General features: G+C 72.3%; 20 protein-coding genes and 1 pseudogene. 9 read left to right on the top strand and 12 right to left on the bottom strand.

Going from position 1 to position 21638, the window contains the following annotated elements; translation table 11 throughout:
• Positions 1–20: 20 nt before the first annotated feature.
• From egtD to egtA, 4 genes are all read right to left on the bottom strand, one after another.
• The gene (egtD, locus tag BGP73_RS04900; protein ID WP_069812235.1) at positions 21–998 is read right to left on the bottom strand and encodes an L-histidine N(alpha)-methyltransferase; all 978 of its coding nucleotides are present in this window, start codon (positions 996–998) and stop codon (positions 21–23) included.
• A complete protein-coding gene (gene egtC / locus BGP73_RS04895) occupies positions 995–1777 on the bottom strand; it encodes an ergothioneine biosynthesis protein EgtC (RefSeq protein ID WP_069812234.1) in 783 nt (260 codons plus the stop codon). The genes egtD and egtC overlap by 4 nt, the downstream gene beginning before the upstream one ends.
• A 112-nt stretch (positions 1778–1889) precedes the next feature.
• Positions 1890–3227: an ergothioneine biosynthesis protein EgtB gene (gene egtB, locus BGP73_RS04890; protein ID WP_069812233.1), complete on the bottom strand. Its 1338-nt coding sequence runs from the start codon at positions 3225–3227 to the stop codon at positions 1890–1892.
• Positions 3227–4555 (bottom strand): ergothioneine biosynthesis glutamate--cysteine ligase EgtA, encoded by a 1329-nt coding sequence (gene egtA, locus BGP73_RS04885; RefSeq protein WP_079127207.1) that lies wholly within the window; start codon positions 4553–4555, stop codon positions 3227–3229. The genes egtB and egtA overlap by 1 nt, the downstream gene beginning before the upstream one ends.
• Positions 4556–4783: 228 nt before the next feature.
• On the opposite strand from egtA, the gene BGP73_RS04880 reads away from it, so the two are divergent.
• On the top strand, positions 4784–6001 hold the full coding sequence (locus BGP73_RS04880; RefSeq protein WP_069812232.1) for a GDSL-type esterase/lipase family protein: 1218 nt from the start codon (positions 4784–4786) through the stop codon (positions 5999–6001).
• 17 nt (positions 6002–6018) lie between these two features.
• Here the strand turns inward: BGP73_RS04880 and BGP73_RS04875 are convergent, their stop codons facing one another.
• Positions 6019–6993, bottom strand: coding sequence for a LysR family transcriptional regulator (locus tag BGP73_RS04875; protein WP_079127206.1), 975 nt, complete (start codon positions 6991–6993; stop codon positions 6019–6021).
• 183 nt (positions 6994–7176) lie between these two features.
• Positions 7177–7911: a chitinase gene (locus BGP73_RS04870; RefSeq protein ID WP_069812231.1), complete on the bottom strand. Its 735-nt coding sequence runs from the start codon at positions 7909–7911 to the stop codon at positions 7177–7179.
• Positions 7912–8155: 244 nt separating this feature from the next.
• Between BGP73_RS04870 and BGP73_RS23835 the strand changes: the two are divergent.
• A pseudogene (locus BGP73_RS23835) lies at positions 8156–8584 on the top strand (M64 family metallopeptidase); the annotation flags it as partial.
• Positions 8585–8749: 165 nt separating this feature from the next.
• Positions 8750–8944: a hypothetical protein gene (locus BGP73_RS21785; protein ID WP_079127205.1), complete on the top strand. Its 195-nt coding sequence runs from the start codon at positions 8750–8752 to the stop codon at positions 8942–8944.
• Between the two features lie 93 nt (positions 8945–9037).
• Here the strand turns inward: BGP73_RS21785 and BGP73_RS23270 are convergent, their stop codons facing one another.
• On the bottom strand, positions 9038–9340 hold the full coding sequence (locus BGP73_RS23270; RefSeq protein ID WP_212732779.1) for a hypothetical protein: 303 nt from the start codon (positions 9338–9340) through the stop codon (positions 9038–9040).
• A gap of 126 nt (positions 9341–9466) precedes the next feature.
• Between BGP73_RS23270 and BGP73_RS04855 the strand changes: the two genes are divergently transcribed.
• Positions 9467–9877 carry a TetR-like C-terminal domain-containing protein gene (locus BGP73_RS04855; RefSeq protein ID WP_244501090.1) on the top strand — a complete coding sequence of 137 codons (411 nt, stop codon included), beginning with the start codon at positions 9467–9469 and terminating at the stop codon, positions 9875–9877.
• A 303-nt stretch (positions 9878–10180) separates the two neighbouring features.
• Here the strand turns inward: BGP73_RS04855 and BGP73_RS04850 are convergent, their stop codons facing one another.
• Positions 10181–11347 (bottom strand): diaminopropionate ammonia-lyase, encoded by a 1167-nt coding sequence (locus BGP73_RS04850; protein ID WP_069812229.1) that lies wholly within the window; start codon positions 11345–11347, stop codon positions 10181–10183.
• A gap of 35 nt (positions 11348–11382) precedes the next feature.
• Here BGP73_RS04850 and BGP73_RS23865 point away from each other — a divergent pair, with 35 nt between their 5' ends.
• Positions 11383–11709 (top strand): D-glutamate cyclase family protein, encoded by a 327-nt coding sequence (locus tag BGP73_RS23865; protein WP_374701118.1) that lies wholly within the window; start codon positions 11383–11385, stop codon positions 11707–11709.
• A 156-nt stretch (positions 11710–11865) separates the two neighbouring features.
• Complete coding sequence (locus tag BGP73_RS04845; RefSeq protein WP_069812228.1) at positions 11866–12594, top strand: YoaK family protein; 729 nt, start codon at positions 11866–11868, stop codon at positions 12592–12594.
• Positions 12595–13046: 452 nt separating this feature from the next.
• Here BGP73_RS04845 and BGP73_RS04840 read toward each other — a convergent pair whose 3' ends face one another.
• From BGP73_RS04840 to BGP73_RS04825, 4 genes are all read right to left on the bottom strand, one after another.
• Positions 13047–13496 carry a DUF779 domain-containing protein gene (locus BGP73_RS04840; protein WP_079127204.1) on the bottom strand — a complete coding sequence of 150 codons (450 nt, stop codon included), beginning with the start codon at positions 13494–13496 and terminating at the stop codon, positions 13047–13049.
• Positions 13497–14015: 519 nt separating this feature from the next.
• Positions 14016–15539: an aldehyde dehydrogenase gene (adh, locus tag BGP73_RS04835; RefSeq protein ID WP_069812877.1), complete on the bottom strand. Its 1524-nt coding sequence runs from the start codon at positions 15537–15539 to the stop codon at positions 14016–14018.
• 118 nt (positions 15540–15657) lie between these two features.
• A complete protein-coding gene (locus BGP73_RS04830; protein WP_069812226.1) occupies positions 15658–16938 on the bottom strand; it encodes a GAF domain-containing protein in 1281 nt (426 codons plus the stop codon).
• 127 nt (positions 16939–17065) lie between these two features.
• Positions 17066–18583, bottom strand: coding sequence for an IclR family transcriptional regulator domain-containing protein (locus tag BGP73_RS04825; RefSeq protein WP_069812225.1), 1518 nt, complete (start codon positions 18581–18583; stop codon positions 17066–17068).
• A gap of 193 nt (positions 18584–18776) precedes the next feature.
• Here BGP73_RS04825 and BGP73_RS04820 point away from each other — a divergent pair, with 193 nt between their 5' ends.
• Genes BGP73_RS04820 through BGP73_RS04810 form a run of 3 tightly spaced genes read left to right on the top strand, consistent with a single transcriptional unit; the run spans position 18777 to position 21537 of the window.
• On the top strand, positions 18777–19595 hold the full coding sequence (locus BGP73_RS04820; protein WP_069812224.1) for a CoA transferase subunit A: 819 nt from the start codon (positions 18777–18779) through the stop codon (positions 19593–19595).
• Entirely contained in the window at positions 19592–20359 is a 768-nt protein-coding gene (locus BGP73_RS04815; protein WP_069812223.1) for a CoA-transferase subunit beta, read from the top strand. The genes BGP73_RS04820 and BGP73_RS04815 overlap by 4 nt, the downstream gene beginning before the upstream one ends.
• The gene (locus BGP73_RS04810; RefSeq protein WP_069812222.1) at positions 20356–21537 is read left to right on the top strand and encodes a thiolase family protein; all 1182 of its coding nucleotides are present in this window, start codon (positions 20356–20358) and stop codon (positions 21535–21537) included. Before BGP73_RS04815 ends, BGP73_RS04810 begins: the two co-directional genes overlap by 4 nt.
• The last annotated feature ends 101 nt before the right edge of the window (positions 21538–21638 follow it).

Below are 21638 nucleotides of genomic sequence, written 5' to 3'. Positions count from 1 at the left end.
CGGTGAGCCGGGGCCGGGCGTCAGCGGGCTCGGTCCCCGGCCGGCCCGGACAGCGAGAGCGCGAAGCGCCCCATCGCGTCCGTCCACCACTGCCGCAGTTCGAGTCCGGCTGCGGCGAGTTCGGCCCGCACCCCCTCCGGACGGAACTTCGTGGACACCTCGGTGCGCATCTCCTCCCCGGCGGTGAAGGGGACCTCGAGGTCGAGTGCGGTGAGTTTCACCGTGAGCGACCGCCGGGCCCGCAGCCGCATCTCGATCCACTCGTCCCGGGGGTTCCAGAGCGCGACATGCTCGAAGTCCGCCACGTCGAAGTCGGCTCCGAGCTCCCTGTTGAGCACCAGCAGCACGTTCTTGTTGAAGGCGGCAGTGACGCCGTGGGCGTCGTCGTAGGCGGACACCAGGGTGGCCTCGTCCTTGACCAGGTCGGTGCCGAGCAGCAGCGTGTCCTCGGGCGAGAGCGCTTCGCGCAGCGACTCGAGGAAGGCGGCGCGCTCGGCCGGCAGCAGGTTGCCGATGGTGCTCCCGAAGAAGGCCACCAGCCGCGGACCGGGTGTCTCCGGTAGTACCAGCCCGCCTTGGAAGTCGGCGACCAGCGCGTGGACGGAAAGCTCCGGATACTGCTCCCGCAGCACGTGCCCCGCCTGTACCAGGGCGGACTCGCTGACGTCCACGGGGACGTAGGCCCGCAGCTCGGTGAGGACCCGGAGCAGGTGGCGGGTCTTCTCCGAGGAGCCGGAACCGAGCTCGATCATGGTGCGGGCGCCGCTGACCGAGGCGATCGCGCCCGCGTGGGCCAGCAGGATCTCCAGCTCGGCGCGGGTCGGGTAGTACTCCGGCAGCTGGGTGATCTCCTCGAAGAGCTCGCTGCCGCGGGCGTCGTAGAACCACTTCGGCGGCAGCCGTTTGGGATCGGCGGTCAGCCCGTGCAGGGCGTCCGTACGCAGGGCCGCGTGGTCGGCGTCGGCGGGCAGTGTTCGGGTGACGGTGAACGGACTCACGGCGGGAGCTCCTTGAGCGGGGTGAGGACGAGGTCGGTACGGCTCGCGGTGAGCAGGGTCCGGTCGGGCGCCTCGGCCCAGCGGGTGTCGTCGTCGTACGGCTCGGAGGCGACCACGGTGCGGCCGGCTGGGCGGTCGACCAGGTACCAGAGGGTGTCCCCCCAGGCGGTGGCCGCGATGGAGAGGCCGTCGGTGACCAGTAGGTTCAACCGGGAACCGGGCGCGGCGGCGGCAAGCTCGGCGACGGTGCCGGCGAGCGCCTCACCGAGAGCGGCGCCGCCGTCGGCCCCCGGCCGCTCCGTGCCCCGCAACCGGTGCCGGACGAGCGCCCACACCAGGGCGGAGTCGCACCGCGCCGGCAGGTCGAGCAGTTCCGCGGCCGGCAGCGCTTCGGCGAGCGGCACCACCGACCGGGGCCAGCCGTCCAACGCCCCGTTGTGACTGAACAGCCAGTGGTCGGAGGCGAACGGGGCGCTGGCCGCCTCCGGATCGGCGCCCGGCTCGGTGGCGTCCCGCACGGCGGCCAGCAGCGCGCCGGTCCGGACCACCCGGGCGAGGTCCTGGAAGGACGGGTCGGCCCAGATGGGGCCGGCCCGGCGGTAGCGGGCGGGGGTCGGATCCCGCGGGGCGTACCAGCCGACGCCGAAGCCGTCGGCGTTCACCGTCCCGTACCGCTGCCGGCGCGGCGCCCAGGACTGCCGGTAGAGCCCGTGCTCGGGGGCGAGGAGTAGTTCCCCGACCGGGACTTCGGCGCCCAGGTAGGCGATGTGCCGGCACATCAGCGGCTCCCCGGCCTCGAAGCGACCGTGTCGCCGCCGGCCCCGGGGACGGCGGCGACGGGAGGCCGGTCGCAGGGCTGCGCCACGCCGCCCGTTCCGGGCATGCCGCCGATCACCGCGCCGCCTCCGGTTCCGCGTCGCGGGCGGTGCGGAAGCCGGAGAAGATCTGGCGCCGGACCGGCAGGTCCCAGTTGCGGAAGGTGCCGCGGCAGACCACCGGGTCGGCCGCGAACGACCCCCCGCGCAGGACCTTGTGGTCACCGCCGAAGAAGACCGCCGAGTACTCCCGGTACGGGAAGGCGGTGAAGCCCGGGTACGGCAGGAAGTCGCTGGAGGTCCACTCCCACACGTCGCCGATCAACTGCCGTACGCCCAACGGGGAGGCCCCCTCCGGGTAGGCGCCCAACGGCGCCGCCCGCAGATGGCGCTGGCCGAGGTTGGCCAGTGCCGGGACCGGGTCGGGCTCGCCCCAGGGATAGCGGCGCGACCGCCCGGTGGCCGGGTCGTACCGGGCGGCCTTCTCCCACTCCGCCTCGGTGGGCAGCCGCCGCCCCCGCCAGCGCGCGTACGCGTCGGCCTCGTACCAGCTGACGTGGAGGACGGGTTCGTCCAGCGGCACGGGTTCCACCTCGCCGAAGCGGCGCCGGACCCACTGCCTGCCTTCGCGGCGCCAGAACAGCGGTGCCCGCAGGCTGTGTTCCCGGACGAACGACCAGCCGGCCGGATGCCACCAGCGGGGGTCCTCGTAGCCGCCGTCCGCCATGAACTCCAGGTAGGCGCCGTTCCCCACCGGCAGCGTGTCGAGGAAGAAGTCCGGCAGGGTGCGCCGATGCGCTGGTCGCTCGTTGTCCAGGGACCAAGGCTCGGTCGAGGTACCCATGGTGAACGGACCGCCGGGCACCAACACCTCCGCCGGCAGCCCGGCGGCGTCGGCGGACGCGGGCGGTGGAGGGGGCGCGGTGAGCGCCGCGGGACCGCGGCGCAGCTGGTGGGTGACGAGCATCGTCTCGTCGTGCTGCTGTTCGTGCTGCGCGATCATGCCGAAGGCGAACCCCGCCCGGACCAACTCGTCGTCGCCCTCCAGCGGGGTGCGCTCCAGTACCTCCAGCACCCGGTCACGCACCTCGGCCACATAGGCGCGGGCCTCCGCGGGCGGGAGCAGCGGCAGGGAGGGGCGCTCGGCGCGCGGGTGCTCGAAGGCGTCGTACACCTTGTCGATGTCGGGTCGCAGGCCCTCGTGTCCGCCCACCGCACGCAGCAGCCACTGCTCCTCCTGGTTGCCGATGTGGGCGAGATCCCAGACCAGCGGTGACATCAGCGGGGAGTGCTGGGCGGTCAGATCGGGGTCCTCCACGCAGTCGGTCAGCACCCGGGTGCGCTTCCGGGCGTCGACCAGGGCGCCGACGGCCCGCTTCCGCAGCGCCTGCGGATCGAACGCGGTCGTGCGCATCAAGGCCTCCCCTCACCGGCCGGGGACTGTGCGCCGGCCACCGCGACCTCGGGAACGGTCCGACGGGCGGCGACCGGTACCGCGTCCAGCAGGTCCTCCGCCGGACACCGTCCGCTGCCCGGGTAACGCTCGGCGAAGGAGGCGACGGCTCTCCGCACGGCGGCGGAGGCCCCCAGCCTCGGCAGCGCCTCCTGGGCGGCGGCGAAGCAGCTGACCGCCGCGGAGCGCAGTCCGGGGTCGGCCAGTCCGCCGCGGGCCGCCGCCTCCCACAACGCGTTCCGCGGCGCCGGTCCGGTGCCGGCCGCGGCGGCCAGCGGACGCACCGCCCGGTAGGCGGTCTCCGCGGCGGTCGGATCGTCGAAGAGCGCGGCCGTGACGGCCAGCGGCGCGATCCAGCCGTCCTCCCCGGGTTGGGCGTCGATCATGCGAAGCTCCAGGTGGCCGCGCGGGCGGACCGGTGGGAAGAGCGTCGTCAGGTGGTAGTCGAGGTCGGCGGCGGTGGCCCGGCGAGGGCCGGCCCCGTCGAGCCAGCCCCGGAACGTCAGACCGCGGGGCACCTCCCAGGAGCCCTCCTCCCGGCGGACGCACATGACCGGCGCGTCGAGGACGTACTCCGTCCAGGCCTGCCGGGGCTCCGGCCCGCTGGCCGGAGCCAGTGCCCGCCCCGGGTCCAGGGAGGACCACACCGCCTGCCGGGTGGACAGCCAGCCGGTGGGCAGGCCGCGCCGCAGCGGGGAGTTGGCGAAGGCCGCCACGAGCACCGCGCCGAGCAGGTGGGCCATCCGCCAGCGCCGCCGGTAGCCGAGCGGCCCCGGCCCCTCGGTACCCGCGTCCACGCACACCTGCACCGAGGCGGTGGCGCACATCATGGAGCGACCCTCGGGGCCCCGGCGGTCGAAGTAGGCCTCCATCGCGCGGTAGCGAGGCGCGGTGAGGATCCGCCGGGGCGGGTTCCAGGGGTCGTGGCCGTGGCCGGCCAGGGCCAGCCCGTGGGTGCGCAGGACCGCCCGCACCTGGCTGAGGTCCTCGGCCACCTGCCCGACGCACTGGGAGAGGGAGGTGGCGGCCGGCGAGCTGAGCTCCAGCTGCCCTCCGGGCTCGAAGGTGAGCGTCGACCGCAGTGCCAGGCGGCGCAGCGCGGCGTAAGCGACGGTGAGCCGGGAGGGGCCGACGGGGCCCTTGGGGTTTCTCGGGTCGAACACGAACCACTCGAGTTCGACTCCGATCCGGCGCGGCGGCCCGGTCTTGAAGCAGACGCCCCGCAGCCGTGGATTCACCTCGGCTGTAGTGAGAGGTCGGGTCCGGGACCTCGACGAAACGTCGGACATCTCCCAACCTTTCATTGCATTAAGGACCAGCTCACGGTAAACGAGCCGGGTACTCCACGCACCAGGAGAGCCACCCGGCCGGTACGTTCGGCGGATCCGGCCGGTGCCCACCGGAACGCGACCCCCTACGACTGCCGGGGCGGGACGGACGGGTCGTCCGACCGGGTGGGGGAGCGGCGGGCCGGAAAAACATGTGCGGATCCGTTTCCCAGTCGCCAGGCTGAGCCCATGCACGCTCACCACGACGCCGCAGACTCGCCCACCGGACCTCGGGCGACGGAGTGGTCCACCACGCCCGTCACCGCCGACCTCCTGCGCGGCGCGCTGGAGGTGGAGCACACCGAGCGAGGGGTGCTGCCGCACCGGTTGCCCGCCCGGGCCCGAGCCCAGTGCACCGACGGGCAACTGGCCATGGCGGAAGCGCAGCCCTCCGGCGTGAGGCTGGTGTTCCGCACCCGGGCCACGGCCATCGAGTTGGACGCACTGCGCACCAGGACGGCCTACCGGGGCGCCCCGCCGCGGCCGGACGGCGTCTACGACCTGCTGGTCGACGGTCGCCCGGCCGGACAGGCCGGTGTGACCGGCGGTGACGTCCTGCTGGTGGACCTGGCCACCGGAACCGCCGATACCAGGCCGGGCCCGGTCGGCACCGTCCGCTTCTCCGGTCTGGCCGACCGGCTGAAGGACGTCGAGATCTGGCTGCCGCACAACGAGACGACGCGGTTGGTCGCGCTGCGCACCGACGCCCCCGTCGAAGCCGCGCCGGACCGGGGGCGGAAGGTGTGGCTGCACCACGGCAGCTCGATCAGCCACGGCTCGGACGCGGCAAGCCCCACCACCACCTGGCCCGCGCTGGCCGCCGGCCTCGGCGGTGTGGAACTGGTCAACCTCGGCCTGGGCGGCGGCGCCCTGCTGGACGCGTTCACCGCGCGCGCCCTGCGCGACACGCCCGCGGACCTGATCAGCATCAAGATCGGCATCAACCTGGTCAACGCCGACCTGATGCGTCTGCGTGCCTTCACCTCAGCCGTGCACGGCTTCCTCGACACGATCCGCGAGGGCCACCCCGAGACCCCGCTGCTGGTCGTCTCGCCGATCCTCTGCCCCATCCACGAGGACACCCCCGGCCCCAGCGCCCCCGACTTCAGCGCCCTCGGCGAGGGCAGGCTCCAGTTCCGGGCCGCGGGCGACCCGGCCGAGTCGGCCGACGGGAAGCTGACGCTCAGCGCCATCCGAGACGAGCTCAGCCGCATCACGGAGCAGCGGGCGGCGGAGGACGCCAACCTGCGCTACCTCGACGGGAGGGAGCTCTACGGCGGCTCGGACTTCGCTGAGCTGCCGCTCCCGGACCAGCTCCACCCGGACGCCGCCACCCACCGCCGCATCGGCGAACGGTTCGCCGCCCTGGCCTTCGGCAGGGGCGGACCTCTGGACACCGAGCGGTAACCGAGGAACTGCCCGGGTCAGGGCGCTTCCGGGCCGGGCCCGGCCCAAGGATCCTCCGTGACGGCCGGGGAATCGCCGTCGTCGAACCGGGCGCCCGGTTCCCGCTCCCGCAACCGGGCGAGCAGCACCCGACGCAGCTCCCGCGCCGCCCGCGGGGGCGCCACGTCGGTGCGGTGCGCCAGACCGATACTGCGCCGCAGGCCCGGCGGTGCGAACGGGGTGCTGCGGAGGTCGGCGCCGGCCCGCTCGGCCACCATCCTCGGCAGCACCGCCAGGCCCAGCCCCGCGCGTACGAAGCCGAGCACCGCGTCCATCTCGCCGCCCTCCACCGTGAAGGACGGTTCGAACCCGGCAGCACGGCAGGCCGCCACCGTCAGCTCCCGCAGGTCGTACCCATGGCGAAACATCACCATCGGGTGATCTCGCAGGTCGGCGGGGCGTACCGGCGCTCCGCCCCCCGGCTCCGGCGCGGTCGGCGAGGACACCACGACGAGATCCTCCTGGAGTAGTTCGGTGGTGGTCAGCGCCGGAGCCTGGCCGGTCAGCGGCAGCACCACCAGGGCGAGATCGAGCCCGCCGCGCGCCAGGTCCCGCACCAGGTCCCGGGAGCCGCTCTCCTCGACCATCAGCCGGATCCCCGGATGGAGGTCGTGGAAGGCGCGCAGCACGTCCGGCAGCAGGCCGGTGCAGAGGCTGGGAGTCGCACCCAGGCGCACTCGTCCGCGCCGCAGGTGCACCAGTTCCTCCACCTCGAACCGTGCGGTCTCCGCGTCGGCGAGGATGCGCCGGGCCAGGGGCAGCAGCGCCTCACCGGCGTCGGTGAGGGCGATATTGCCCCGTGCCCGGCTGAACAGCTCCGCGCCCAGGTCCCGCTCCAGCGCCCGGATCTGCTGGGAGAGCGAGGGCTGCGCCACGTGCACCCGCTCGGCGGCCCGGGTGAAGTGCCTGGTCTCGGCTACCGCGACGAAGTAGAGCAACTGCTGGAATTGCATGACCTCTACCGTAGCGACGATAGGAAACGTTTATCGCCGTCGCCATGACCATGCCGAGCAGCTTCCGTGAGCCAGGGTGTTCCCCGGAGCCGTCGGGACGGGCGGCCGACCGTCCGGTGTGCTGGCGCCCGGAAGCGCCGGCACACGGGACGCGCGGGGCGAGACCCGCGCGGCCCGGGGCGGTCAGCAGCTCAGGTTGTCACCCGGGCTGGTGCCCAGGATCTGCGTGAACCGCTGGTAGGTGTCGATCCGGCTCTGCACCTGGCCCGGGTTCCCGCCGTCGCACTCCAGACTGCCGTTGATGGCCCGGATGGTCTCGCCGAAGCCCCAGCCGCCGACCATCGCGTCGTGCGGCGTCATGGTGCCCGGACCGCTCTGGGTGTTCCAGTACCACAGCCCGGTCTGCCAGGCCACGGCGGCGTCGTTCTCCACCAGCCAGGGGTCGGTCAGCAGCGGGAGCCCCAGGGCGTCGCCGGCCGCCTGGTAGTTGAAGTTCCAACTCAGCTGGATCGGCCCGCGCCCGTAGTAGGCGTCCTGTCCGGCCGGGCAGCCGTAGGGCTGGCTGCCGTCGCAGTAGTGCGGGTAGTTCGAGGTGTCCTGCTCGACGATGTGCACCAGACCACCGGTCTCGTGGCTGACGTTGGCCAGGAAGGCTGCGGCCTCCCGCTTCTTCGTCGTCTCGTCGCCGGTGTCGGCGAACTCCGGGTAGGCGCCCAGGGCGTCGGTCAGCCCGGCGTAGCTGTAGAAAGCGTTGCGCCCGGGGAACATCTCGTCGAACTGTGCTTCGCTGACCACGAAGTCGGCGGCGGAGGCCCGGTCGGGGCCGGCCGGGGCGGCAGCGGCCGACGGGGTGAGCGCCGCCGCGCCGACGGCGATCAACAGTGCGGCCAGGGCGGCCGTGAGGCGTTGTCTGAGCACGTCAACTCTCTCCTTCCCGCGGGGCGAACCGCAGGTGACGGGTGGGGGGAAGGTTGGTGCCTGGGACGAACAGGTCCGTGCGCTGCCGAGCACTCAACCGCTTGGTCTGGACCAAGTCAAGACGGGGTGGCCCGATTTCCGCCCACCCACCCGCTGGCCGAAGCGCCGGGCGCGGGGGCCATGTTGACTCGCCGCCCAGCCAGTCGCACGGCCCCATCCCACCGGCTCCCAACGGAGGAACCCAGTGCACACAGGCATAGGCAGGGTCAGCGCGGCCGTCGGCGCGATCGGTGCCCTCCTGCTCGCGGCGAGCATCCCCGCGGCGGCCGAACCGGGTCCGCCGGCCGACTCGCCGCCGAGCGGCCCGGCCACCCACAGCGTTGAGTACTTCACGGCGTCAGGACACCCGCGCCGGGCCGAGGTGCCGGCGGCGACCCCGAGACGCCTGGCCGGGACGGCCGGAGCGGTGGCCGATGACGGCCGGGTCGCACCCGTCGTGGAGAACGGCCCGAGCGCCGACCGGCTCGACGTCGTACTCGTCGGCGACGGCTACACGGAGAGCGAACTCGCGCAGTTCCACGGCGACGCCCGGCAGGAGTGGCGGGAGATCGCCGAGGTCGAGCCCTACACCACCTACCAGGAGTTGTTCAACGTCTGGGCGGTCGACGCGGTGTCGAACCAGTCGGCGTCTCCGGGGACCCGGGCCCGGAGGTCGTCAAGGACACCGCCCCAGTCAATACCCTTTCGGGCGACGTGGCGGAGAGCTGGATCGGGGCTTTCGTGGGACAGACTGACCGTCGCACGACGCTTCTGCTCCGCGCCGGCCGAAGGGGTACGCATGGCCGTTTCCATCTCAGTGCTGCTGTTGCTGCTGATCCTGGCGATCGTCTTCATGCGCACCGGAACCCTGCGGATGACGCACGCGCTGGTCTGCGTGCTCCTCGGCTTCCTCCTCGCTGGTACCAGCGTCGCCCCGTCGGTCTACGACGGGCTCAGCACCACCGCGGAACTCGTCAGCGGCCTGCGGCCCTGAGACGTCCGAGCGGACCGCGCCGGTCAGGGCCTGTCTTCCGTCGCGATCGGAACAGTCGGGTGGCTGCCGTCCGTGACGGCAGCCACCCGACCTTCACTTCGCTGCGGCTGGGTCGGAGCTTGTGCGGATCCGGCTGCGGCCGTACTCCGCGAGTGCGTGGAAGGCGGCTTTGGGCTCCCAGGGCAGGCTCGGATACGCGGTTCCGGTGCGGCCGCCGTCGAGGACCTTGACCACGCCGAAGGAGGCCTTGTCGAAGTCGCGGTCGTCGTCGGCGCCCGCGTGCGGGAGGTCGTAGCGGGCGAAGGTGTTGACAAAGGCCGCGTCGATGGCGGACTCGTCGAGGGCGTCGATGAGTTCACGCAGGTAGTCGGCTTGTTCCTGTTCGTCGCGGGCCACAGGGCTGGTGAACCGCACCGGACGGGCGCGGTCGTCCCAAGCGATGACGGCGTCTCCCCGGCCGCCGGCATCGGCGGCCCCGCGGTAGGTGGTACAACCGAACTCCGTGACGGCGGCCGGCTTGCCGTGCGCAGTCAGCGCCCGCAGACCGTCGGCGAGTTGGTCGGCGGCCTGCGCGTCGCGGTAGCGTCGTCACCGTACGGAGAGATCCTGCGAGGCCTGATCGCGGCGGCCGGCAGCACTCCGGAGCTCCTGGCCGAACTGCGGGACCCGGCGGGTGAGAGCGCGCACGAGGCAGCGTGGCTGACCTTGCTCGGCCGGGCGGTCGCCCGTGGAGACGCCGCGCCCGAGGCGCTACACCCCCGAGTCGCGTACGTGCCCACGGCGCTGCTGCGCAACGAGTACGTGATGCTCGGAGTCCCGACCGTGCCCGACGCCGTCCTCGCCGAGATCGTCGACGAAGTCTTCCTGCCCCTGGTCCATGGACGGGGTTCCCACGGCGGCACATCGGCCTTCCACGGCCCGCGCGAGACGTGATCACGCGGGCGGCGGAGGCCGCGAAGCTCAGATCACTGCCCCCGCGCAGGCGAAAGCCGGCCAGGTGACTCTCGGCTGTCTCGCCGTGGGGCGTGGCCGGACCGCGCCGCGCCTTGCTCTTGAGTATGCGGCGTTCCACGGTGTTGCGGTCCTTGTAGAGCCCGGCGTCGTGCGCGACCGGCCTGCCGCCCCGACGGCCTCCTTCTTCCGGTCGGCGGCCTGGTCGCTCTTCTCTGCATGACGGCCTTGATGTTCTGTTCGCGCAGGTGCGCGCGGTTCACCTGGGGCAGCGCAAGCCCCGGTTCAGCCAGTTTCTCCTCGACGACGCTCACGATCACCTTCGTCCCGGAAGCCGAGGTGCTCGGCCTGCCGCGACTTCTCCGTGCTGAGCAGGACGACCACCGAACCGGCGTCGAGGCCGAGCGCCGCCCGGCCCGCAGGATCGGCCAGTACGGACCGCACCCCGGACACACAGGCCGCCCCACAAGGACCCGCGGGAATCCCGGCGTCGGCCAGCTGCCGGGCGGCAGTCAGCGACTGGGCGTCCGTCACCACGGCGACGGCGTCGAGACCGTCCCGCAGGTACGGCCAGGCGAGCGAGGAGGGCGTACCGCAGTTGAGACCCGCCATGACGGTGCTGCCGGTGGGGACGCTGACCGGCCGCTCGGCCCGGAGGCTGGTCAGCACGCAGGCCGCGGTATCGGGCTCGACGCCCAAGACGGACACCGGCCTGCCCCGGCTCTTGTAGTGGTTGATCACGGCCTGGGCGAGGGAGCCGACCCCCACGGGGGTGACGACCAGGGCCGCCCGGTCGGCGCCGAGCTGTTCGTCGATCTCGACGAACATCGTCGAGTACCCGTCGACGATGTACTGCGGAACGATCTCGTAGTCCTCCCACGCGGTGTCCTGGACGAGGACCGCGCCGGGACGTCCGCGGGCGTCCGCCGCCGCCAGCGCCACCGTCTCGTCGTAGTTCTCGGGCCGCACGACGACGTCCGCGCGCTCCTTGCGGATCGCGTCGATCGCGCCCTGCGGGACCACGTCGGGCACGAATATCCTCGAGGGCACTCCCAGGGTGCGTGCCACGTGGGCGAGCGCGCGCCCGTGGTTGCCGTCGGTCGCGGTCACCAGCTCCAGGTCCGGGATCCGCCGCACGGCCGCGCGCAGCGAGTCGATGTCGGGCGCGACCGGGGCTCCGCCGAGGTGGTCCTGGACCATCCGGTAGAGGGCGTAGTACACGCCCAGCGCCTTGAAGGCGGGCAGCCCGAGGCGGGCCGACTCGTCCTTCACGACGACCCGCCGCACGCCCCACTCGGCGGCCAGCCCGGGCACGTCGGTGAGCGGTGTCGCCGCGTACGCCGGCAGGGAACGGTGGAGCTCGGCGGGGGTCGACGGGGGAGGAGGGCAACTCCAGTCGGCAGCGGCAGGGCGGGCGCACCAGGAGTGCTCGGGGACGATGAGTGGTGTCATAGCTGCACGGTCACATGGCACAGAGTTAACGTAAAGTGGCCGTTTTCGATCCGATCTGTTCGGTTTTCTCTGACAGGTCGGGGTCGCCCTGTACGACCTGCACCGCCTGTGGTGGTCCTGGAGCTGCACCGCCGGGGGATATTGAGCGCCGTCGCCCAGGCGTTGAGCTGCAACATCGCCGACCGCGAACGCATGCGACCGGGGTCGCCGTACAAGGACGTGACCGCCCGGACCCGATGTTCCGGGCCTGCGGCGCGACTGCCCAACGGATGGTGCGGGACAACGCACTGCCGTTCGCCGTAACCCGTATGGCCGGTCATGTGTTCGTCACGCACCTCCGCGCCGGGGAACTGGCAGCCTGACCCCGGATCCTCGAAGTGAGCACGCCACCGCACCTCCTACCGGAACGCGTGGAAGCACATGTCTCTCAGCATTCTCGTCAACCGAACCATCGACCGAAGGCGGGCTCCCGAAGCCGGCAAGCAGCTGCGCCCGGCAGACATCGTTCCCGTCAGCCCATGAGGAACGCTGACCGCACCGCACCGCAGCGGGCGCATCGCGCGGAGCGCGTCGCCCTCGTGGCAACTCTGGCCCTGACGTTCGTCACCGGTATCGTCGACGCCGTCGGATTCGTCGGTCTCGACCGGGTCTTCGTCGGCAACATGACCGGCAACATCGTCGTGCTGGGCATGGGAGTCGCCGGAGCGGACAGACTCCCCGTCCTCGGCCCGGCGGTCGCCCTGTGCGCCTTCGCCGCGGGAGCATTCCTCGGAGGGTTGCTCCTTCGCGGACGTGGCAAGGGTTGGAACCCGGTCGTATCCGTGGTCCTGGGCAGTTGCGGGTGTCTGCTGATGCTGCTCGGCGGTTGCTGCCTGGTACCCGCGGTCGAAGGGCACCGCGCCCTCGAACTGACCGCTGTCTCCGTGACGGCCGGCGTCATGGGGGTGCAGGCCGCAGCCGCACGCAGCCTCGCAGTACGCGATGTGACCACCGTCGTCGTCACATCCACACTCACCGCCCTGGCCAGCGAGTCGATCACCCGAGGCGGACGGCACAGCCTGCTCAACCGCCGTCTCGGGGCGATCCTCCTGATCTTCTCAGGAGCTGTGTTCGGAGTGCTGCTCCTGGAACTCGGCTTGGCCGTACCCCTGTTCGCGGCGGGAGCGTTGACCGCCGCCACGGCCTGCGTCGGGCACACCATGCTCCCGCCGCAACCCCCGGCCAGGGAGCCGACATGTCCCAGGTAGCAGTCGCGGCAGGGCATCCGCTGGCCGTGGAAGCGGCGCTTGCCGTGGCCGACCGGGGAGGAAACGTCGTGGACGCGGTCATCGCCGCGCAGGCCGTCGCGGCCGTGGCCCCGCCGAACCCGGCCGGCCTGGGAGGAGACGGCCTGAGCCCGCCGCACGCCCCCGGCCCGACGGCCGCCGTCACCGGAACCGGCCTCTCGCCCGCACAGTGGCCGGACCCCGACTCCGAGCGGCGTGCCGGGGACCAGCGTCACCGTTCCGGGCTTGGCCAACGGCTGGTTCGAACTCCACCGGCGCCAAGGCACCCTGCCCCGTGGAGGAGATCCTCGCACCCGCGGTGGACCTGTGCCGTAACGGAGCGCGCCCTCTTCGCGAAGGCCGACTGGCGCCGCCGCACCACCTCCGGTGAGTCGGCACGGTAGGCCGCGAGAGGTCCGGGGACGGCCTGCCGGTCAGTCGTCCAGCAGCCGGGATCTGATGAGGAAGCGGACGCCCTCCGGGGCTTCCAGCGAGAATCCGCTACCGCGTCCGGCCACGACGTCCACGATGAGCCGGGTGTGGCTCCAGGTGGCGAACTGGCTGGCCGACATCCAGAACGGGATCGGCTTCGCCACCCCCTCGACCCGCAGTTCGGCGAGGAGGACGTCGGAGGAGCCGGTCCGGAACTCACCGTCCGGGTAGCACATGGGAGCGCTGCCGTCGCAGCAGCCACCGGACTGATGGAACATCAGCGGCCCGTGGCGCTCGCTCAAATCGCGCAGCAGACCGGCTGCCCGGGGGGTCAGCTCCACGCGTGGAACGGACCCCTCCGCAGGCGGTGCTCCGGACGGCGGGCTGGTGGCCGCACCCTTGCCGTTCGGGAGAAAGGGTCCACTGGTCGGCTCCGCGGCCGGTTCACTCATGGCTGTCTCCACGGGGTGAGAACGTCCCGGTCCGGAACTCACAACCGGCCCGGGTGCGGGAGGGGCAGGGCGTTCGTCCGCCGCCGCGGCTGGGGAGCTCCGCGGCGGCGGACGGCTCACCTCGCCTGACGGGCTCGAAGAAGCCGAGCGGCAGATCCACGGGCTACTCCGCATGGCGGTCTACGGGCATCTGGCCTCCTCGTTCGACGACTGCCTACCCTTGTTCGAACGCATGATGGGTGACCTCCTCGGCCTTTGCGGTGTACCGCGCAGGTGATGAGTCGAAGGCACCATGCTCCACCGCGGTCCCACGCAGGGGTGGGGCTCGCGTCAGCCGAGGGAGGCGTCGGCTGACGCGAGCCGGTCCCTGGTCCGTGACTGGAGACGGAAACAGTGGCCGCGGGGCAGGGACCTGTGCGACGAACTGGGGGGCTGTGCAATCCGGGCTCTGTCGTGAGCGGGTCGAACAAGAGGCGCCTGACGGTCGAAAGGCCAGGTCAGGCGCCTCTTTTCGTACGTCTAGAAGAAGCCGAGCCTCTTCGGGGAGTACGACACCAGCAGGTTCTTCGTCTGCTGGTAGTGATCCAGCATCATCTTGTGGGTCTCCCGGCCGATCCCCGACTGCTTGTACCCGCCGAACGCGGCGTGCGCCGGGTAGGCGTGGTAGCAGTTGGTCCACACCCGGCCCGCCTGGATGGCGCGGCCGGCCCGGTAGGCGGTGTTCGCGTCCCGGGTCCACACCCCGGCTCCCAGGCCGTAGAGCGTGTCGTTGGCGATCTCGATCGCCTCGTCGAACCCGGCGAACGAGGTGACCGAGACGACCGGTCCGAAGATCTCCTCCTGGAAGATCCGCATGTTGTTGCCGCCTTCGAAGATGGTCGGCTGGACGTAGTAGCCGCCCGCCAGCTCACCTCCCGGCTCGGCGAGTTCCCCGCCGGTCAGGACCCGGGCGCCTTCCTGCCGGCCGATGTCCAGGTAGGACAGGATCTTCTGCAACTGGTCGTTGGAGGCCTGGGCACCGATCATCGTGTCGGTGTCCAGCGGATGTCCCGGCACGATCTTCTCGGTACGGGCCACCGCGGCGTCCAGGAAGTCCCGGTAGTGGCCCTGTTGGATGAGCGCCCGAGAGGGACAGGTGCACACCTCGCCCTGGTTGAGGGCGAACATCGTGAACCCTTCCAGGGCCTTGTCCAGGAAGTCGTCGTCCGCTCCGGAGACGTCGTCGAAGAAGATGTTCGGGCTCTTGCCGCCCAGCTCCAGGGTGACCGGCTTGATGTTCTCGCTGGCGTACTGCATGATCAGCCGCCCCGTCGTGGTCTCCCCGGTGAACGCGATCTTCGCGACGCGGGGACTGGAGGCGAGCGGTTTGCCGGCCTCCACACCGAAGCCGTTGACGATGTTCACCACACCGGGCGGCAGCAGGTCGGCGACCAGGCTCATCCAGAAGTGGATGGAGACCGGTGTCTGCTCGGCCGGTTTGAGTACCACCGCGTTGCCGGCGGCGAGCGCCGGCGCCAGCTTCCAGGTGGCCATCAGGATCGGAAAGTTCCACGGGATGATCTGCCCGACCACGCCCAGCGGCTCGTGGAAGTGGTAGGCGACGGTGTCCTCGTCGACCTCGCTGAGGCTGCCCTCCTGGGCGCGGAGTGCCCCGGCGAAATAGCGGAAGTGGTCGATCGCGAGCGGGATGTCGGCGGCCAGCGTCTCCCGCACCGGCTTGCCGTTCTCCCAGGTCTCGGCGACCGCCAGCTCCTCCAGATGCGCCTCCATCCGGTCGGCGATCCGGTTGAGGACCCCGGCCCGCTCGGCCGGGGAGGTGCGACCCCAGGCCGGAGCCGCCGCGTGTGCGGCGTCCAGCGCCGCCTCGACGTCCTCCGCGGTACCCCGGGCGACCTCGGTGAAGACGCCGCCGTTCACCGGTGTGGGGTTCTCGAAGTACTGGCCGAGCTTCGGTTCGACGTACTCCCCGCCGATCCAGTGGTCGTAGCGGGACTTGTACGAGACGATCGCGCCGTCGGTGCCCGGCGCAGCGTATCGGGTCATGTCCATGCCTCCCGGTCCAGGCGCGCCCGGCGTTGGGCAGCGCTGGCGCGAGGCTAGTCAGCCGGAGGTTGCGAGCACGTTGCGGACGCGAGGCGGGCCGGCGGTGGGGCGCCACGGCCTACCACCGCTGCTCGGCGTCCACCTCCCGCAGTCGGGCTTCGGCCAGGGAGCGGCAGAGCGAGCCCGCCGGCAGCGCCGCGACGAGGGCCGCCCAGACCTCCAGGTCGCCGGCTCCCCACGGGGTCCGGGTCCAGGCGGCCAGCAGGTCGGGATCGCGGTGGGAGATGAGTGCGGCCCGCAGTTGGTCGGCCACCCTGCTCCGAAGCCGCGCCACCTCTGGCGCCTGGGAACCGGGGAGCAGCGGGCCGGAGTAGGCGTCCAGCGCCCCCGGCGTCGCTCCGGAGGCGAGCCGCCGCAGCACGGTGTCGAAGTCGGCCGCGACGTCCACGGTGAGCCGGTACGGACGGGAGCGGAGCAGGTCCGGGCCGAGGATGCGGCGGAGCCGGGATAGCTCGGCGCGGACGGTGACCGGGGTGGTGAACTCGTCCTCGTAGAGAGCGAGCAGCAGTTCGTCCCCGGAGAGTCCCTCGGGATGGCTGGCGAGCAGGGCCATGATCTCGCTGTGCCGACGGCTCAGCCGCAGTTCCCGGCCGGAGAGGACGAGGTCGGCCTCGTCCCTGCCGAGCGCCCGCAGCTCGATCCGGGCGCCGCTCTCCTCCCCGGGCGACGGCAGCGGTCCGAGCAGGGCCAGCTGCGACTCGGCGGCCCGGGCGACCGCCTGGACGAAGGCGAGGCTGTGCGGATGCGCCAGCCGGTGCCCGCCGGTGATGTCGACCGCGCCCAGCAGCCGGCCGGTGTGCGGATCGTGGACCGGGGCGGCGGCGCAGGTCCACTGCTGCACCGGGCGGCTGAAGTGCTCGGCCGCGAAGACCTGCACCGGCCGGTCGACGGTCACGGCGGTCCCCGGGGCGTTGGTGCCCACCGCCGTCTCCGACCACCGGGCGCCGGGCACGAAGTTCATGGTCTCGGCGCGCCGTCTCGCCGCCCTGTGCCCCTCCACCCACAGCAGTCTTCCCTGCGCGTCGCAGACGGCCAGGAGATGCTCGCCGTCGAGGGCGAAGGTGCCCATCAGCTCCCGGAAAAGCGGCATGACCCGCGCCAGCGGATGGACGGCCCGGTGTGCCGCCAGGTCGCTGTCGAGGAGCTCGACCGCGGCGGTGGAGTCGGGGCTGACCCGGGCCAGGGCGGAGCGCTGCCAGGAGGCCGCGACCACGCCGCGCACCGGACGTCCCACCCCCAACGACCCGGCAGCAGTGAAGGTCTCGTGGGCGCGGCGGATCGCGCCGGCCCGCTCGGCGGGGTCGGCGCCGGGTTCTAGAGCGATCCACGGATTGGCCACGGTGCTCACTCCGATCGGGCCTGTCGCAGACTGCCGGTCCGGCTGTGTGGCTCCATGGTGGCGCTCGGTCAGGGTTCCGACAATCCTCCGCGCCCCGGAGCCGTCCGGCGCTCCGGGGCGGCGGGGCTCACGGCAGGTGCAGTGGCCGGCGCTCGAACGCGGTGTGCAGGTCCGCCTCGATGCGGCGGGCGCTGCGCAGCAGGGCCGGGAGCAGGGTGGCCTCGGACTGCTCCGCGGTGCCGCGCCCGGTGTAGGTGGCGAGGTTGAGTGCGGCGAGGGGGTGGCCCGCCCGGTCCCGCAGCGGTACGGCCAGCGAGCGGAGCCCCTGTTCGAGCTCCTCGTCGGCCAGGGCGTAGCCGCGGGAGGTGATCTCGTCGAGGGCCCGGAGCAGCGCCGCGTGGTCGGTGATGGTCCGATCGGTGAACGGCCGCAGGGCGCTCCGTGCGATGACCTCGGATCGGGCCGCGGGTGCGAGCGCGGCCAGCAGTACCCGTCCCATCGAGGTGGCGTGCGCGGGGAAGCGGGTGCCGACGGTGATATTCACACTCATGATGCGGTAGGCGGGCACCCGTGCCACATAGCGGATGTCCGTGCCGTCCAGCACGGCCACCGAGGCCGACTCGCCGACCTCCGCGGCGAGTTGCTCCAGATGGGGGTGGACGATCTCGGTGAAGCCGAGTCCGGAGAGGTGCGCGTAGCCGAGTTCCAGCACGCGGGGGAGCGGCCGGAAACGGCGCTCCCGGTGGGCGACGTAGCCGAGCTGTTCCAGCGTCAGCAGTGCCCGGCGGGCGGTCGCCCGTGGTTGGCCGACAGCCTCCGCCACCGCGGAGAGGGTGAGTCCGCGCGGGTCGCCGCCGAGCACCCCCAGGACCTCCAACCCACGGGCGAGGGACTGCAGGAATCCGGCGCCCAACTCCCGTTTGGCGCAGAGTGAGGCGCCGGGCGGACGACCGGCCGGGCGTGGGCCGGGCGGGCGGGAGCGCGCCTCGCTCAGGGCCCGCTCCAGGTCGGGCAGGAGCGATCGGAGGCGGGGCAGCGCGGTCGCGGTCAGCGATTCGGAGGTGTGCCGGCTGGTGTGGCTGACCACGCTCATCGCACACACCTGCCGCCCGGTGTCGTCCCGCACCGGTACGGCGACCGCGAGCAGGCCCTCTTCCATTCGCTGGTCATCCGCGGCCCAGCCGGGATTTCCGGGCTGGAAGACCATCCCGGCGGCGCACCGGTCGGCGGGCAGCAGATCGCCGATCCGGAAGACCGGGGCCATGGTGCGGCGCCGGATCACCTGGGTGACGAAGCGGACCCCCGCGCCGTCCGGCACCGCCACCGAGACGGACTCGTCCAGCTCGTCGGCCAGCTGTTCCGCGTAGGGCTCCAGCGCGTCGGCGATCGCGCAGCCGGCGAGGTAGGCGTTGCCGAACTCCATCAGCCGGGGGGTGAGCTCGACGTCGCGGCCGACGGCCCGCAGCAGGTCGAGCCGGACGAGGGTGCCGACGACCCGGTCCACGGTGGAGCGGGCCAGCCCGGTGGCGTGCACCAGGTCGCTCGGGCGGAGCCGGTGGTTGCCCGGCTCCGACATCGCGCGGAGCACCGTCAGCCCGCGGTCGAGCGGCCCCACCAGAGTCGCCGGGTCCTTCGCAGCGGGCATGCCCGCCTCCTCGTGGTCGGTCCTGCCGGTCGTTCGGTGCCGCCGCTGGCGGCATCCGGCCTGTTCAGTGCGGTCGGAGGTGACCGGTGGACGAGCCGGCCGGCCATTGACAGGCGCGCCCGGCGGGAGCACACTCTCACCTCACCAGGATTATGAACGAAAGTTCACTCCGCGAACAAGGGTGAGAGAGGATATGGCCGACATCCGCAGTCTGCGCGACGCCGTGGCCGATCTGGTCAGAAGCGGCGACACCGTCGCGATGGAAGGCTTCACGCACCTGATCCCGTTCGCCGCGGCGCACGAGATCATCCGCCAGGGCATCACCGATCTCACTCTGGTCCGGATGACCCCGGACGTCATCTACGACCAGCTCATCGGCGCCGGTCTGGTGAAGAAGCTGATCTTCTCCTGGGGCGGCAACCCCGGGGTCGGTTCGCTGCACCGCTTCCGCGACGCCGTGGAGAACGGCTGGCCGCGGCCGCTCGAACTCGACGAGCACAGCCACGCCGGCATGGCCAACCGCTACGTCGCCGGTGCCTCCCGGCTGCCCTTCGCCGTCCTGCGGGGGTACCGCGGCAGCGACATCCCCGACCGCACCGACACTGTCTCCACGGTGGTCTGCCCGTTCACGGGGGAGGAGCTCGCGGCCGTGCGAGCGGTCAACCCTGACGTCACGGTCATCCACGCCCAGCAGGCGGACCGGCAGGGCAACGTCCACCTGTGGGGGCTGACGGGGGTGCAGAAGGAAGCCGCCCTCGCGGCGGACCGGGTGCTGGTGACCGTCGAGGAGATCGTCGACGAACTGCAGCCCCGCCCCACCGGAATCACGCTGCCCAGCTGGGCCGTGACCGCGGTCGTGCCTGTGCCGGACGGCGCGCACCCCTCCTACGCCTCCGGATACTCCGTCCGGGACAACGACTTCTACCAGGCGTGGGACCCGATATCCCGGGACCGGGAGGCCTTCCAGACCTGGCTCAAGGAGAACATCCACGACAGGAGCGCGGACCGATGACCACCGACTGGACGCCCGACGAGCTGATGACCGTCAACGCCGCGCGCGCCCTGGCCGGCGCCGGCACCTGCTTCGTCGGCATCGGCCTGCCCAGCACCGCGGCCAACCTGGCCCGCCGCACGCACAACCCCGACCTGGTGCTCATCTACGAGTCCGGCACCCTTGGCTCCAAGCCGACCCGGCTGCCGCTCTCCATCGGCGACGGGGAACTCGCCGAGACCGCCGACGCGGTCGTCTCGGTGCCGGAGATCTTCAACTACTGGCTCCAGGCCGGACGCATCGACGTCGGTTTCCTGGGCGCGGCGCAGGTGGACCGGTACGCCAACATCAACACCAGTGTCATCGACCGCGGCCCGGACCGCCCGGAGGGCCGTCTGCCCGGTGCCGGCGGCGCACCGGAGATAGCGGCCAACTGCGGTCGGGTCCTGATGGTGCTGCGCCACTCCACCCGCAACTTCGTGCGGAAGCTCGACTTCACCACCACCGTGGGGCACGGCAGCGGCCCCGGTGACCGGGCTCGCCTGGGTCTGCGGGGCGCCGGACCCACCGCCGTCCTCACCGACCTCGGCATCCTGCGGCCCGACCCGGACACCGCCGAACTCGTGCTCACCGACCTCCACCCGGGGGTCACCGTCGAGCAGGTCCGCGAGGCCACCGGCTGGGAGCTCACGGCCGCGCCCGAGCCCGCCGTCACCGAGCCGCCCACCCCGGAGGAGCTCGCCGCGCTGCGTGCCCTCAAGGCCGCCGGAAGGAACGCCGCATGAGCCGCGATGTCTACATCCTCGACGCCGTCCGCACCCCCGTCGGCAAGTACGGCGGAGGGTTCGCCGACGTACGCCCGGACGACCTGGCTGCCCATGTGGTCAAGGCGCTCGTCCAACGGGTGCCGGACCTCGACCCGGCCCGGATCGACGACGTCTTCTTCGGCAACGCCAACGGTGCGGGCGAGGAGAACCGCGACGTCGCCCGGATGGCCGTGCTGCTCGCCGGACTGCCGCCCAGCGTCCCCGGCACCACCGTCAACCGGCTCTGCGGCTCAGGTCTGGAGGCGGTGATCCAGGGCGCCCGAGCCATCGCGGCCGGCGACGCCTCCGTCGTCCTGGCCGGCGGGGTTGAGTCGATGACCCGAGCCCCCTGGGTCCTGCCCAAGCCCAACCGGGCCTTCCCCGCCGGCCACCAGGAGCTGTACTCCACGACGCTCGGCTGGCGGATGACCAACCCGGAGATGCCCAGCGAGTGGACGGTCTCCCTCGGCGAGGGCGCGGAACTCGTCGCCGACCGGCACGGCATCACCCGGGACGCCCAGGACGCCTTCGCGCTCGCCAGCCACGAGAAGGCGGCCCGCGCCTGGAAGGACGGCGTCTACGACGCCGAAGTCGTGCCGTACCCGGGGAGTGAGCTCACCCGCGACGAGTGCGTCCGGGAGAACTCCTCCCTGGAGGCGCTCGCCCGGCTCAAGCCCGTCTTCCGCAAGGACGGAACCGTCACCGCGGGGAACTCCTCGCCGCTGAACGACGGCGCGGCGGCGCTGCTCCTGGTCGACGAGGACGGGCTGCGGGCCAGCGGCCGGGAGCCGCTCGCCCGGGTCCGCGCCTCCGCGGTCACCGGCATCGAGCCGCAGTACTTCGGTCTGGGGCCGGTGGAGGCCGTCAAGCGGGCCCTGGCGAAAGCCGGCCGGAGCTTCGCGGACCTACGCACCTTCGAACTCAACGAGGCGTTCGCCGCGCAGTCCCTGGGCTGTCTGGCCGAATGGCCCGAGTTGGATCCCGCCGTCGTCAACCCAAGAGGAGGGGCGATCGCCATCGGCCATCCGCTGGGAGCCTCCGGCGCCCGCATCACCGGGGCGGTGGCGCACCAACTCGCGGCCGCCGGCTCGGGAACGGGGCTGGCCGCCGCCTGCATCGGCGTGGGCCAGGGGCTCGCGCTCGTCCTCGAACGCTGACCGTAGCCGTGTACCGGTCGGTGTGAGCCACGGTTCCGCGGCCCGGACCGGGTACGGATACCCACCCGGTCCGACGCCGCGCCCCCGAGCACACCCATCCG

The organism is Streptomyces sp. TP-A0874 (assembly GCF_001748085.1).
Taxonomy (GTDB): Bacteria; Actinomycetota; Actinomycetes; order Streptomycetales; family Streptomycetaceae; genus Streptomyces.
This window is presented reverse-complemented; position numbering and strand designations above follow the sequence as displayed.